At 70.6% G+C, this 16,095-nt stretch carries 1 protein-coding gene (only partly in view); it reads left to right on the top strand.

Features of this window, described 5'->3' with window-relative positions:
- Positions 1-73 precede the first annotated feature (73 nt).
- On the top strand, positions 74-16,095 hold the 5' portion of the coding sequence (locus IU450_RS34870) for a type I polyketide synthase (protein WP_195153974.1). Its footprint extends 5,812 nt past the window's final position; only the first 16,022 of its 21,834 coding nucleotides appear in the window; it begins with the start codon at positions 74-76; its stop codon lies off the right edge, out of view.

Raw genomic sequence — 16,095 nt, 5'->3', positions numbered from 1 at the left:
TGTAATTGACGCATAACCGGGCCCGCCGTATGTTCCACGTCACAACTTTTGCAAGATGTGGGTGGCTGTGCAGATGTCAGATGATGGGTACGACCTACGGGTCTTGCTGACGCGGGCACTCCGCCGGATTCAGGAGTTGGAGGCACGGCCGCAGCGCGAGCCGATCGCCATCGTTGGGATCGGCTGTCGCTTTCCCGGCGGCGCGGAAAGCCCGCAGCAGTACTGGGAACTGCTGTCCTCGGGCCGCGACGCGATCGTCGAGGCGCCGGAAAACCGTTGGACCGTAACGGATTCGGCGCCTCGGCGAGCGCGGCGGCGGGCTGGTCTGCTCGCGGGTCCGATCGATGCCATGGATGCGGAGTTCCTCGGTATCGCGCCGCGGGAAGCGGCGGCGATGGATCCGCAGCAGCGGCTGGTTCTGGAAGTCGCCTGGGAGGCAATGGAAGACGCCGCCCTGGTCCCGGACGGCCCGGCCGCGGCGCGCACCGGTGTGTTCCTCGGCGTCAGCTGGCAGGAATACCAGCGCACGATCACACCGGACTGGGTGAGTTCGGTGGACGCGCACACCCTCACCGGGACGATGTCCAGCATCGTGGCCGGGCGGGTGTCCTACGTGCTCGGGTTGCGCGGTCCCGCGGTGGCGATCGATACGGCGTGTTCGTCGTCGCTGGTGGCGGTGCATCAGGCGTGCCGCAGTCTGCGCGCGGGGGAGTGCGACGTGGCGTTGGCGGGTGGTGTGAATCTGCTGCAATCCGAACTCACCTCGGAGGCGCTGGCCCGGATGGGGGCGCTCTCACCGGACGGCCACTGCCGTCCCTTCGACGCGCGAGCGAACGGGTACGTGCGCGGCGAGGGCGCGGGTGTCGTTGTGCTGAAGACGCTTTCGCGAGCGATCGCTGATGGTGACGCGATCAGGGCGGTCATCAGGGGATCGAGTGTGAACCACGACGGCCGGTCCATGGGGTTGACCGCGCCGAACCCGACGGCGCAGCGAGAACTGCTGCGCGATGCCTTGAGCGATGCCGGCTGCGCCGCCGACCTGGTCGGTTACGTCGAGACGCACGGCACGGGCACGCCGCTCGGGGATCCGATCGAGATCGAGGCATTGTCCAAGGTTCTCGGCGCGCCGCGCGCGGATGGCTCGGTGTGCCTGCTCGGTTCGGTCAAGTCGCAGATCGGTCACCTCGAGGCGGCCGCGGGCGTGGCCGGGCTGATCAAGGTGGTGCTGCAACTGGAGCACGAACGCATACCGCGCCAGCACGATTTCGCCACGATGAACCCCAAGATCGCGCTGGACGGCACGGCGCTGGCGGTGCCGACCCGCGATGTCGCGTGGCCGCGCACCGACCGGCCGCGGCTGGCCGGGGTCAGTTCGTTCGGATTCGCGGGCACCAACGCCCACGTGGTGCTGGAGCAGGCGCCCGAACCAGCGGCCCGCGCGGATCCGGAAGACCCGGTGCTGATTGCGCTTTCGGCGCGCACCGCCTCGGCGTTGGACGCGCTGAGCCATCGCTACGCGGAGCATCTGAATCGGCGGGAGATACCGCTCGCCGATGTCGCCGCCACCGCCGCGCTGGGGCGAACGCATTTCGCCTATCGCCGCGCGGTCGTGGCGCGCACGGCCGAGGAGGCCACGCGCGAACTCGCCGCCTCTCCAGGTCGGTCGACCGACCTGGACCCGGGGGAGCCGCGGGTCGCGATGCTGTTCACGGGGCAGGGCGCCCAGTACGCGGGGATGGGCGCGGCACTCGACCGAAAATATCCGGCTTTCCGCGCCGCGCTCGACCGCTGTGACGAGCTACTCGGGCCGCTTCCCGGCGGGATGCGTTTGCGGTCGGTGCTGTTCGATGCGAACCAGGAGCTGGTGGCCCGCACCGAGTACGCCCAACCGGCCCTGTTCGCGATCGAATGGGCATGCGCCGAACTGTGGTCGAGCTTCGGCATCCGACCGCACATTGTGCTGGGGCACAGCCTCGGTGAGCTGGTGGCCGCGACCGTCGCGGGCGCGTTGGACCTCGCTACCGGGTTGCGTGTGGCAGCCGAGCGCGGCCGGTTGATGCAGGCAGTGACACAGGAAGGGGCGATGGCGGCAGTCTTCGCCGCGCCCACGGAGTTCGAAATGCTCTTGGAGGACCTCGCGGCGAGTCTGTCGGTGGCCGCAGTCAACGGTCCAGGGCAGTTCGTCGTCTCCGGAGCGGTGGACGCGGTGCGCCAGGTGCTGCGAGCAGCCGAGGAACGATCGATTCGCACCGTGCGTCTGCCCGGTACGACGGCGTTCCACTCGCCCCTGCTGGATCCGATGCTGGACGACTTCGAGGCACGGGTCACCGAGTTGGTGCCCGCCCCGCGCGCGGCGTCGATTGCGCTGGTATCGAACGTCACCGGCGCACGGATCGAGGACCCGATGGATGCCGCGTACTGGCGTGCGCACGCCCGCGGCACCGTCCGCTTCGCCGAGGGTGTGCGCTCGGTAGCCGAATTCGGTGTCGACGCCTATCTCGAGGTGGGCCCGCATCCGGTGCTGCTGGAGTTCGGCAGGCAAGCCGACCCGGACGCCTTGTGGGTGCCGAGCATGCGGCGTGCGTCCGTGGACGACGAGGTGCTGTTGCGCGGTGTGGGCGACCTCTACTGCGCGGGCGCGGCGATCGACTGGAAGGCGGTGGCGCCCCCGGACGCGCGGCGGCGCAACGGCCTGCCCACCTACCCTTTCGAACGAGTACGGATCACCGTGCCGTCCCCGGACACCGGATACCTTGCCGAGCATCGGTTTCGGGATCGCGCGGTGGTGCCAGCGGCGGATCTCGCGCTGCGAGCCCTGCGCGCGGCTGGCGGCGCCGACGACGAGCTGATCGACTTCGTGGCCGCGCGGCCGGTGCCGCTGGAGGAATTGGGTGCGCCGCTGGTGTCCGTCGGGGAGGGCCGCACCGAAGTTCGGTTCCAGGTCGGCAGCGTCACGGCGGTGTCCGCGGTGGTTCGAGCCGCCTCGAATCGGCCGCGCGATTCCGGAAGCCTGTCCGCGGCGCGACTCACCCCGTCCACCGAGTGGGACACCGACGATTTCTACCGTCGTTGTGCGGACTCCGGGTTGACGTTCGGTCCGCGATTCCGCTGGATCACGCGGCTGCGGCTCGGCGCGAACAGCGTGCTCGCCGAATTGACGCGACCGGCGGAACTCGCCGGTGAACCGGACGCCTGGCTGGCGTGCCTGCTCGACGCCGCGGTGCAGACCGGTCTCGCGCTGGTGACCCGTGATGATCACGCGGCCCAGTTGCCGGTCGGTATCGGCCGTTTGCGTCTGTCCGGGGCACGGGCCGATGAGCGGGCGTGGGCGCTGGCCGAGCGCACCGGCCGCACGATTCGCATCACCGTCTTCGATACCGCCGACACGGTGATCTGCGATATCGAAGACGTATGGTTCGCCGAGTCCGGCACCGCCGGGCAGTCGCAGGATCGGGATCGCATGTCGCGCTTCACTCATCGACCGGTCTGGGAGCCTGCCGCGGCGGCGCCGCGCGGACAGGGCATGGCCGCCGCGCTGGTGATCGGCGTCGGCAGGCAGGCGGACCGGCTCGCCGCCGCGTTGCGCGCTACCGGCACCGATGCGGTGGCGGTGGAGCGTACGACCGATCCGGCCGTCTGGCCCGGCGACGGCCGGGCGGTGATCTACCTCGCCGATGTCGAGGCGGACGACAGCGCCGACGCGGCGCGCACGGAAACGGCATTCGCCCTCGGCGTGGTGCAGGCGATGGCTCGGACGGTCGCGTACGGACCGCTGCACCTGGTGACCGTGGGGGCGACCGGCGCGTTGCCCGGAGAACTCGTGCGCCCGGCAGCTGCGACGCTGTGGGGACTGGGCGCGGTGGTGCGCACGGAACTTCCCGAGTTGGGTTGCCGCCTGATCGATCTGCCCGTCGGCGCTCGCTGCGACGACCACCGCCTGGTGGACGAAATCGTCTCGCAAGCAGCGGATGACGCGGTTGCACTGCTCGGCCGCCAGCGGTACACGATGGGTCTGCGGCCTGCCGATGACGTCGAGACGGTGCCGCGTCTGGATCGCGCTGCCGCGTATCTGGTCACCGGCGGGCGTGGAGCGCTCGGGTTGACCGCCGCGCGCGTCCTGGCCGAGGCGGGCGCGGGCACGGTGGTGCTGGCCGGTCGCAGCGCCCAGGCTCCGGGAGACGAGCAGGAGGTGGCGCGCATCGCCGCCCTGGGTGCGCGCGTCGAGACCGCGGTGGTCGATGTGGCGGACCGAGCTGCGCTGTCCCGATTGATCGGTCGTTTCGGCGGCGAGCTTCCGAGGCTGGCCGGAGTGGTGCATTGCGCGGGCGTCCTGGACGACGCGCTGCTGATCGAGCAGACCTCGGGACACCTCGAGCGGGTGTTCGCGGGCAAGGTCGCGGGCGCTTGGCACTTGCACGAGTTGACCGCAGGCCGGGCGCTGGATCTGTTCGTGCTGTTCTCGTCGGTCAGCGCCGTGGTGGGCGCCGCCGGCCAGGGCAACTATGCCGCAGCGAACGCCTACCTCGATGCCCTCGCTCGCCTGCGCTCGGCGCAAGGGCTGCCTGCGGTGAGCATCGCGTGGGGTCCGTGGGCGGGCACCGGCATGGCTGAGGGACTGAGCGATGCGGCCCGCCGAGCGTGGGTGCGCCATGGCGTCGCCGAATTGGCTGTCGAGGACGGTGCCCGAGCGTTGCGCTCGCTGGTGGCCGCAGAAGGAGTCGTCGCGGTGTTCCCCGTCGTCGCGAATGTCTCCGCGGAGCAGGAAACGATCGCTCAGGTCGATGAGCAGGACGTGCACGAATCGCGCGACCCGGCCGAACTGCTGGAGCTGGTGCGCGCCCACGCGATGACGACGCTCGGCCGCACCACGGCTGTCGCCGATCGCACGCCGCTGCGCGAACTCGGGCTGGACTCGATGATGGCCGTCGAATTGCGCAACGCGCTTTCCGCCGATCTGGGGGTGCGGCTTCCGGCTACCCTGCTGTTCGATCATCCGACCGTCGCCGCGGTGTCCGAGGAGATCGCCCGGCTCGGCGCGAAAACCGCACCCGGCAGCGGCACCCCACGCCGCACGGCACGGGAGCAGGCCGAACAGCGACCGATCATGCGCATCTCCGAGCAGCTCACCCCCGCGGTGTACCCGGCCGAACTTCCGGTTACACCTAGTACACCGAACGTGACTCAACTCACAAGACCCGAAACTCGCTCCGTTCCTGCGGATTACGCCGACGCGATCGCGATCATCGGTATGGGCTGCCGCTATCCCGGAGGCGTCCGTGGGCCCGCCGACCTCTGGCATCTGCTCACCACCGAAACCGACGCGGTCACCGAGGTGCCCACGCACCGCTGGGATGTGGAGGCCTTCTTCGATCCGGACCCTGATGCCGAGGGGAAGACTTACACCCGCTGGGGCGGCTTCGTCGAGGGTGTCGAGGAATTCGACGCCGGATTCTTCGACATCTCCGTGGGCGAAGCACGGATGCTGGACCCTCAGCAGCGGCTGCTGCTGGAAACCTCGTGGGAGGCGCTGGAACACGCCGGTTATCCCGCGAGCCGTCTGGAGGGCAGCCGGACCGGCGTCTTCGTCGGGTTGATGTCCAACGACTACGCCGAACGGATGGCGCGGGCGGATGTCGCCCCCAACGCCTGGTTCGGCACCGGCAACCTGGCCAGCGTCGCCTCCGGGCGGCTGTCGTACTTCCTCGGCGTCAACGGTCCCAGTCTCACCATCGACACCGCGTGCTCGTCCTCGCTGGTGACCGTGCATACGGCGGTGCGCAGCCTGCGCAGCGGCGAATGCGATCTCGCGTTGGCGGGCGGGGCCACGGTGGTGCTCACGCCCTCGCTGGACATCTACTTCGCGCGAGCGCGCGGCCTGGCCGCCGACGGCCGGTGCAAGAGCTTCGACGCGCGCGCCGACGGCGTGGTCTGGAGTGACGGCGCGGGAGTGCTCGTGCTCAAACGGCTGGCCGACGCGCAACGCGACGGCGATCGGGTGCTGGGGCTGGTACGCGGATCAGCGGTCAATTCCGACGGCCGCAGTCAGGGGTTGAGCGCGCCGAACGGTCCGGCGCAGGAACGGGTCATCCGGGCGGCGCTGACGGACGCGGCGGTCGAGGCCGAGGACATCGATTATGTCGAGACGCACGGCACCGGCACCGCGCTCGGCGACCCGATCGAGGTCAACGCGCTCGCCTCCGTGCTGGGCGAGGGCCGCACCGAGTCCGCGCCGTTGTGGATCGGCTCGGTGAAGTCGAACCTCGGGCACACCCAGGCCGCGGCGGGCATCGCCAACATCATCAAGGTGATCGAGGCGATGCGGCACGAGCGCATTCCCGCCTCGCTGCACTTCCGGTCGGGCAATCCGCACATCGACTGGGATTCGGTCGCGATCCGCGTGGTCGGCGAGGAGCGCCCGTGGCGGCGCGCGCAGCGGCCGCGGCGCGCGGGCGTGAGCGCGTTCGGGATCAGCGGGACGAACGCGCACGTGGTGATCGAAGAAGCACCGCGGCCGTCCGAGGCCGCAGTCGCCGCCGATTCCGGACCCCACCTGCTGGTCCTGTCGGCGAAGAACGCCGGCGCCCTGCGAGAACTGGCGGCTCGGTATCGCGATCTGCTGGCCGCCCGCCCGGACACGGCGCTGGCGGATCTGTGTGCGTCGGCGGCAGTGGGCCGCACGCATTTCGGCGAGCGGGTGGCGATCGGCTTCGACACCGGGGCACAGCTGCGCGCCGCGCTGGAGAGCGTCGCCACCGGGAGCACGGCGAGCGGATCGGTCGTCGGGGTGTCCAGTGGCGCGGCGGAGCTGGCCGATCGTTACGTCGATGGAGCGGAAATCGACTGGGCGGCAGTTTATTCCGGTAGACCGTGGCACCGGGTCGACCTACCGACCTACCCGTTCCAGCGCAAACGGCACTGGCTGGAACTCGAGCCCCGCTCCGGTGGCGCCGCGCAACTCCCCGCCACTCAGGCTCCCGCCCAACCGCTCGCGCAGGACCCCGGTGCCGAGCCTCGGCTCACGTCCTCGCGCACCTTGCGGCTGACGCCCGAGATGTTCGCGGGGCATCGCCTGCGTGGTGTGCCGACGGTGCCCGCGGCGTGGCTGTGCGCTCGACTGAACGAGATCGCCGCTGAACTGCCGGGCGGCTGGGAGGTCACCGGCCTGCGCCTGGTCACTCCGCTGGACGTCACCGCTGAATCGGTCGTGCGGGTCATGCTCGATCGCGGCCAGGACGGCTACGATGTCCGCTTCGTAGGTTCCGACGATGCCCGGACCAGCTACGCGCACGCGAAACTCACCGCCGCGCAGGCGGCCCCGACGCAACCACACGAGGCAGTGGGACACGCTGGGGAGCGTGGGATATGGCCCGCCTACTACGAGACTGCGGCGCGGCTGGGTCTGCACTTGGGGCCCGACTACCGCTGCGCCACCGAGTTCCGGCGGGTCAGCGACACCGACGCGGAGACCGTCTTCCGGTTGCCGCAGGACAGTCCGGCGACGCTCGACCCGATCCTGCTCGATGCGTGCCTGCACAGCATTGTGGTGACCGCCGATGCCGCGGAGGGGTTGTTCTTGCCCTCCGGGATAGATCGTGCTCGATTCTTCGGCAGCCCGACTGTCGGCGATACGATCGTCCGCTGCCGGGTACGGGTAACCGAACGCGGGACGCGCGTCATCGTCGGTGACGCCACACTGTATTCGGCATCGGGACGACCGCTCGCCAGCTTGCACGGGGTCAGCTTGATCGCCACGAAACGCGATTCCGCGCCGGAAGCCGTTGCCGCCGAGCAGGACTCGTCCAGGCTCGCGGGCCTGCTGCATCACGTCGAATGGGTCTCGGCCGAGAGCGCTGAGCCCACACGGGTGAATGCCGCGGGCCGCTGGCTGGTCTTCGCTGACGGGCCGGTCGGCGACGCCGTCGCAGGCGGCCTGGTCGCACGCGGCGCTGAGACCGTGGTTGTCCGCCCGGAAGACCCGGCCTCGTCGTTCGCCGCCACGCATTCTGTGCAGGGCATCGTCTTCGCGTGGACCGCGGCGTCCGCGCAGACCCGCATCGAAGCTGCCTTGCAGTTGACACGCGCACTGGACGCGGCAGCTCACCGGCCCGCTGCGCTGTGGTTGCTGACCGTGAACGCCCAGCGCGTCACCCTCGCCGACCGGCCGGATCCCGATCAGGCTCTCCTGTGGGGCTTCGGGCGCACGCTGGCCACCGAGCACCCGGAGTTCGGGTGCCGATTGCTGGACGTGCCTGCCGAACTCGGCGAGCACAACGCGCCGATCGTCGAGGGCTTGCTCGGCGAGCGCGCCGCAGGCGAGTTCGCGATCCGCGGCGGCCGTTGGCTGACAGCTCGGCTCGCCGACGGACCCGCGCCTGCGGACGACTACCGGCTGGTCGCGCATCGTTCCGGCGATTTCGACCGGATGCGATGGGCACCTGGCGTTCGACGCGCACCAGGAGCCGGAGAGGTCGAGATCGCGGTCGCCGCTACCGGACTCAACGCCCGCGACCTGTGGGTGGCCTCGGGCCTGCACCCCGAAGGTGCGGTGCCGTTGGGGGCGGAATGCGCGGGCCGGATCACCGCGGTGGGGGCGGGGGTCGAGGGTTTCGCGGTAGGCGATCGTGTCGTCGCCTTGGCGAGGGACAGTTTCTCCCGTCACGTGACTGTCGACCAGGGCATGGTGGCACCATTGCCGGAACGCCTCGCGTTCGCCGAAGGGGCGACCGTGCCGTACGCGTTCACCACCGCCTGGTACGCGCTGTTCGACGTCGGCGGCGTGCGCGCCAGGGACCGTGTGCTCGTGCACGGGTCGGCCGACGGCGTCGGTATGGCCGCGGTCCAGCTCGCCGCGCATGCCGGGGCGCAGGTGTTCGCGACCGCCGCGCTGTGTCGCTGGGCGCGCAGCGCGGGACTGCCGGTCACGCAGATCGATACCTGGCACCACGAGGTGGGCGAACACGTCCGGGCGGCGACCTCAGGGCACGGAATGGATGTCGTCGTGCACACCCTGGGGGACGACTTCGCCGCGCAGGCCGTCGGCATATTGCACGCGGACGGCCGACTCGTGGACGTCGTCGACCCGGTGCAGCAGCAAACCGCCCACCGCGGCGGCGAGGTCGACCATCGCGAGTTCGATCCGGCCGCTACCGACCCGCGGCGGCTCGGGAAGATCCTGCGCAGCGTCATGGCGCTGTTCGAGCAACACGCACTCGATGCGCTGCCGCACGCGGTGCACGGCATCGAGCGGGCCGCCGAGGCGTTTCGCGCCATGTCGCACCGGAACCATCCCGGCCGCATCGTCCTGCTCGGCCGAGACACCCCGACCGCCGCGGGCGGTGATCGGTCGAGCGATGGCACCTACCTGGTGACCGGCGGCTTCGGTGGCCTCGGCGCCGCGGCCGCGCGGTGGCTGGTGGAGCGTGGGGCGCGGCATCTCGTGCTGGTCGGCCGCCGTGCGCCGGACGCGGTAGGTGAGCGGCTGCTGGAATCACTGCGCGCCGGCGGCGCCCGTGTGACGGCGCACCAGGCCGACGTCGGCGACCGCGCGTCCGTCGCGGAACTGCTGGGTGCCATCGCGGAGTCCGGCTTCCCGCCCTTGCACGGCGTGGTCCACTGCGCGGGAGTGCTCGACGACGGCGTGGTGACCGAGCAGACCTGGTCGAGATTCGAGACCGTGCTCCGGCCCAAATATCATGCGGCGCTGCACCTCGACGAGCTCACCCGCGACCAACCGCTGGAATTGTTCGTCACCTATTCGTCCGTCGCGGGCGTGCTGGGTACTCCCGGTCAAGCGAACTACGCCGCCGCGAACGCGGCCTTGGACGCGCTGGCTTGGCGACGCCGGGCCGAGGGACTGCCCGCGCTGAGTATCGGGTGGGGACCGTTCGCCGATGTGGGCATGGCCGCCGGCCGCGCCGACGTCACCGCGCGGCTCACGCGGCGTGGTCTGCCGCCGCTGTACGAGGGCGATGCCGTCGCGGCGCTGAGTCATCTCGTTCGCCACGACAGCACTGTCCCGGGTGTGTTCGGTTTCGTGCCGGAACGGTGGTACGCCAACCGCTCGTCGCAGGTCGCGGCGCCGTCTGCCCCACTGCAGACAGAGCCGCCGACGTCACCGCAGCCCCGGCCCGCGTCGAACGATGTCGCGCCGTGGGAGGCGCTCGTGCAGCGCGTCGCGATGCGGGTACTGGACCGCGCGAGCGAACTCGACCCGGATCTGCCGCTGCACGACACCGGAGTCGACTCCCTCACGGGGATGGAGCTGCGAGCCGCGCTGGCCGCCGAGATCGGAATGCCGCTGCCCGCCGGGCTCGTCTTCGACTACCCGACCGTGCGTGACATCGCGCGGTTCCTGCACCGTAAGGGCGCGCCCGCGCTTACCGAAGGCGAAGCGGGCGGGTCGGCCGACAACGTCGTGAGCATCAGCCCTGCGGCAGACACCTCGACAATCTCGGAGACGCCGTTACCGGAACCTCCCGTCCAGCAGCAGAGTTCGACACTGTCGGTATCGAACGGCTCGGAGAGCGAACAGAACGATTCCGACGACGACCCGATCGTCATCGTCGGCATGAGCTGCCGCTTTCCCGGCGGGGTGCGCACACCCGAGGATTTCTGGGATCTGCTGTGGCAGGGCCGCGACGCGATCACCGAGGTGCCGCCGCAGCGCTGGGACATCGACGCCTACTACGACCCCGATCCGGCGGCCTTGGGCCGCATGTACACCCGCTGGGGCGGTTTCGTCGACGGTGCGGACGAATTCGATCCCGCGTTCTTCGGCATCGGCGCGGCCGAAGCGCGCGCGATGGACCCGCAGCAACGCCTGCTGCTGGAGACCAGCTGGGAGGCACTGGAGCGCTCCGGTCGCGCACCAGGCGCTCTGGCGGGCAGCCGCACCGGCGTGTACGTCGGCCTGTGCTTCAGCGAGTACCCGGGCACACCGACCCAGGCCGCCCACCCGACCGCGATCGGCGCCTACTCCGTCATCGGTTCGGCGCCGAGCGTGGCGGCCGGGCGACTGGCCTACGTGCTCGGGCTGCAAGGTCCGGCGATGACGCTGGACACGGCCTGCTCCTCGTCGCTGGTGGCGCTGCAATCGGCCTGGGACGGGTTGCGCGCGGGCCGCTGCGATCTGGCGCTGGTGGGCGGTGTGAACCTCCAGCTGGCCCCGGAGACCACCATCGGCTTCTGCCGTCTGGCTTCCCTGTCGCCCGACGGACGGTCGCGGGCCTTCGACGCCGACGCCAACGGCTACGTCCGCGCCGACGGTTGCGGCGTGCTCGTGCTGACCCGACTGTCGGAAGCCCGCCGCAACGGCGATCAGGTGCTGGCCGTGGTGCCTGGCGTCGCGGTCAATCACGACGGCCGGTCCAATGGTCTCACCGCGCCCAACGGCCCGGCCCAGCAACGCGTCATCACCGACGCACTGGACCGGGCGGGCATGCGGCCGGACGCGGTGGACTACGTCGAAGCACACGGCACCGGCACCCCGCTCGGAGACCCGATCGAGGCCACCGCACTGGCCGAGGTGTACGGGGAGGGGCGCACGCAGCCCCTGCTCATCGGGTCGGTCAAGACCAATATCGGGCACACCGAGGGGGCGGCCGGTGTCGCGGGAGTCATCAAGGCCGTGCTCATGTTGCGGCACCGCCGGATTCCGCCGAGCTTGCATTTCCGCACACCGAACCCGCTGATCGATTGGGCAGGATTGCCGCTCGAAGTCGTCGGCGAGGCGCGGGAGTGGCCGCGGACCGGGCATCAACCGGCGATCGGCGTCAGCTCGTTCGGCATGAGCGGAACCAACGCGCACGTCATCGTGGCGGAGGGTGACCCGACGCCCGCCCCGCGACCGGAGTCGCCGACCGCGCAGGTGCTCGTGCTCTCGGCACGCGACGAATCCGCCCTCACTGACCTCGCGCGGCTCTGGGCGAACGAAACTGCTTCGGCCCGTGTGCCTCTCGGGGATCTGGCCTACACTGCCGCCACCGCGCGGACGCATTTCGAGCAGCGGCTCGCGATCGTCGCGGCGACCGGCGACGCCGCCGCGCGAGACCTGCGGGACCGGCCGCCGACCCTGCTCCGCGGGCGGGTGGAGCGGGCATCGAAAGCGAAGGTGGCGTTGCTGTTCACCGGACAGGGAGCGCAATACCCCGGCATGGCGCGCGAGCTGTTCGCCTCCGAACCGGTCTTCCGCGCGGCACTGCGGCACTGCGACGCGGTGCTGGGACCGATCGAGGACGGCATCGGGCTGATCGACGCCGTGTACGGCGAGCGCGATCCCGAACTGCTGCGCCGCACGGTGTTCACGCAGCCGGTGTTGTTCGCCGTCGAATGGGCGTTGTGGCAGCTGTGGCGGTCGTGGGGAATCACCCCGGCCGCGGTGCTCGGACACAGTGTCGGCGAGTACGTCGCCGCCTGCGCGGCGGGCGCCATGGCCGTGGAGGACGCTCTGCGACTTGTCGCCGTGCGCGGCGGATTGATGCAGCGCCTGCCGGACGGGGGCGGGATGCTGGCCGTGGACGCTCCCGCCGAGCAGGTCGCGCCGCTTGTCGCGCGGTATGAACCCACGGCGTCGATCGCCGGGTACAACGGACCGGCCCAGGTGGTGGTCGCCGGAACACGCACCTCGCTCGATCTGCTTCGGGAAGAACTGTCCGCGCACGGTTTCCGGACCGCGGACCTGACCGTCTCGCACGCTTTCCATTCGGCGGCGATGGATCCGATCCTCGACGACCTCGCCGTGGCTGCGGCGCGGGCCACGATGACCGATCCCGCGATTCCGCTCGTATCGAACCTCACCGGGATGCCGTTGCGCGCGGGGGAGTTGACGCCGGAGTACTGGGCGCGGCATGCGCGTCAGCCCGTGCGCTTCGCCCAGGGCATGCGCGCCATGGCCGAGCTGGGGATCGATGTGTTTCTCGAGATCGGTCCGCAGCCGACGTTGTCCGCGCTCGGCAAGCGAGTGCTGGGGGACTCGGCACGGTTCGTCGCGTCGTTGCGACGCGGGCGCGGCGACCGCGAGACGATGATGACGGCGCTCGGCCACCTGTACGTCGGGGGCGTGCCGGTGGACTGGGAACAGGTCCACCGCCCGCACGACCGTCGGCGCGTGCTCGCCCCGACGTACCCCTTCCAGCGGCAACGTTATTGGGTCGAGGTCCGGTCGGAAGCCGCGCTTGCGGCACCTGGCAGCGCCTCCGAAGGGCACTCTGGGCTTTCGGGCCGCACCGCGGACTTGCTTTCGACGCAGAACTCCATAACCACCGGGAACGCCGACCACACACATCGATCCGGCGACGCCACGACCTCAGCCGAGCGCGTCTTCACCGCAGGGGACTCGAATGGGAGTTCAGGTGGCGCGCTGCCGGAGCCGGGTGCGACACCTACCGCTCCGGCTCGACTCGAAGACGTGCTTCCCGCTCCGAGCGTCACTTCCGCAGAGCTTCCGAGCCGGGCCGCGCATTCGTCCCCTGCCGCACTTCCCGTTCGAGAAGCGGGCCGTGATTCGTCACAGGGAGACACGCTCGCCGAACCGAGCAACGGGCACACGAACCTTTCCATGCGAGCCGGGACTGCTCCGGCCTCTACTCACCACGCGGGCAACGCAAACCCGCGAGCCGCGTCCTCAATCGAACTGGATTCACATAGCGGGACAACGCATTTCGATGTCACGCTCGCCCCGGACTCCCCACGTTATCTGGCCGACCACGTCGTGGATCGGACCGTGGTCGTTCCGGGCGCCTGGTTCGTCGCGACCATCGCCGACACCGCGCGCGAACTTCTCGCCGATGACGTCGTCGCGATCGACGACCTGGTGATCACCAGCGGTCTCGGGCTGACCGGCCCACAGCCGGTGCGGGTGAGCTTCGAGCCGACCACCGACGGAATGGCGGTCCAGGTGACCACCGAGGGCGCGGGCCACGCGCGCGCCCTCGTCCTGACAGGACCGCACCGGATTCCGAACGGCTCCAGCCCCGCGCAGGTGCTTGCACGCTGCCCGGAAACTCTTGCCGGAGGAGACTTCTACCGACTGCTCGCCCGAGCGGGGCTGCCATACGGCCCCGCGTTCCGCCGTGTCGTCGACGTGCGCTTCGGCCCGCGCGAAGCCCTGGTGACGTTGTCGGATCCCGACACCGACGGCGGCGCGGGCCTGGTGCACCCGGTTCTGCTGGACGCGGCCTTCCAAGCCACATACGCCGCGATGTCGCCGCGAGCGGGCGAGCAGACCTGGGTGCCGTTCGCCGTGGACGGGGTACTCGTCTCGGCTGCCGCGGGCACCGTTCGTTTCGGCCATGTGCGCGTCGTCGAGCAGACGCCACAGCTGTGTGTCGCCGATGTTCGACTGCTCGATGAGGAGGGTTGCCCGGTGGTGGTCGCGAACGGACTGCGAGTGATGCCGACACCGACACCGGACGGGCAACCGTCCGCCCGTGCGTCCCGTGACCGGATCGTCGCGGACACCTACCGGATCGACTGGCGGGAAGCCGAATCGGCGCGGCCCGCCGCTGCGACCGGACGCTGGCTGATCATCGGAGCGGCCGGAGACTTCACCGACGGGCTCGCCGACGCCTTACGGGCACGCGGTGCGGACTGCGCACTCGCCCGGCCCGGCCGTGGTTTCGGGTTCCGTGCCGAGAACGAGTTCGAGGTCGACTTGGACGCGCCCGCCGCGGTGCGCGCACTGCTCGGCGCGGCCGGTGACGCACGCACACCGCTGCGCGGGATCGTCTTCGCGGGTGCGCTGTCGGCCGATGGTGCGCCCGCTCCTGGCCGTGCGGAGCGTCTGGTGTCGAATGCGCTGCATCTCGTGCAGGCCGCGGCATTGGCGGGTGAGCCGGCGGTGTGGCTGCTCACACGGCACGGCCAACGGGTCGATTCCGTCGATCGGGTGGCGCCGGAGCACTCCGCACTGTGGGGTTTCGCACGCGGCGCGCAGCTCGAACATCGTGAAATCGGTTGCCGCATGCTTGATCTCGATTACCTGACCGACCTCCACACCGTGGTCGACGCGCTGGTCACCCCCGCTGGCCCGGGTCAGCTCGCGCTGCGTCAGGGACGTCGGCGTGTGCCGCGGCTCGTGCCGATGGAAACCGGGCCCGGCGGCTTCCCGGCCGACTTCGGCGTGGGGCAGACCGTGCTGATCACCGGTGGTCTCGGTGGTGTGGGCTTGCGGCTGGCTCGCTGGTTCGTCGACCGGGGTTGGCCGGATCTCGTGCTCGCCGCGCGGTCGGCGCCCGATGCCCGGGCGGAGTCGATCATCGCCGAATTGCGAGGGCGTGGAGCCCGGATCCGGGTGCGGTCCCTCGATGTCGCCGATCGCGATGCCGTGGCGGCCACACTGGACTGGATCGACCGCGACCTGCCGCCGCTGGCCGGGGTGGTGCATCTGGCCGGGGTACTCGATGACGGGGTGATCGCCGAGCAGACAGCCGAACGGGTCGGGCGGGTGCTGGCGCCGAAGACGTTCGGGGCCTGGCATCTGCACGAGCTGACCGCGTCTCGGTCTTTGCGTTTCTTCCTGCTGTTCTCCTCCGCAGCGGGAGTAGTGGGCTTACCGGGCCAGTCGAGTTACGGCGCCGCCAACGCCTTCCTCGACGGGGTGGCCGAGTTGCGGAGTGCGTCGGGCTCGCCCGCGCTGTCGATCGCGTGGGGTCCGTGGGCGCAGACCGGAATGGTCGAGCGGCTCAGCAGCGGCGCGGTACAGCGGCTGGCTCGGCGCGGCTACGGCATCCTGCACCCGGAGCGCGCGCTCGATGCTCTCGCCCACCTGATCGATGCCACGGCGTCCGGTGCGGTCACCACGATGCCACTCGAACTGTCGGGTGTGTCCAGCGCCGACCTGCCCGAGGTGCTGCTGGATCTGGTCGCACCGGGGCCCGCGGTCGCCGCGAGCGTCTCCGCCACCGGTGATGGCGCGGACCTGTCGGTCCGAACGGAGGAGCTGGTGCGGCGCTGCCTCGGGCTGGCGCCCGACGCCGATCTCGATCGGCCGCTGCACGAACTCGGGCTGGATTCGGTCGCGGCCCTGGAGATCCGCGACGAGTTGTCGCGCTCGAGCGGTCACCGGCTGCCCGCCACGCTGGCCTTCGAGTACCCCAC

It is taken from the genome of Nocardia abscessus, from assembly GCF_015477775.1.
Lineage (GTDB): Bacteria > Actinomycetota > Actinomycetes > Mycobacteriales > Mycobacteriaceae > Nocardia > Nocardia abscessus_A.
Note: the sequence above shows the minus strand (reverse complement) of the source record. Positions and strands in the feature narration are given on the sequence as shown.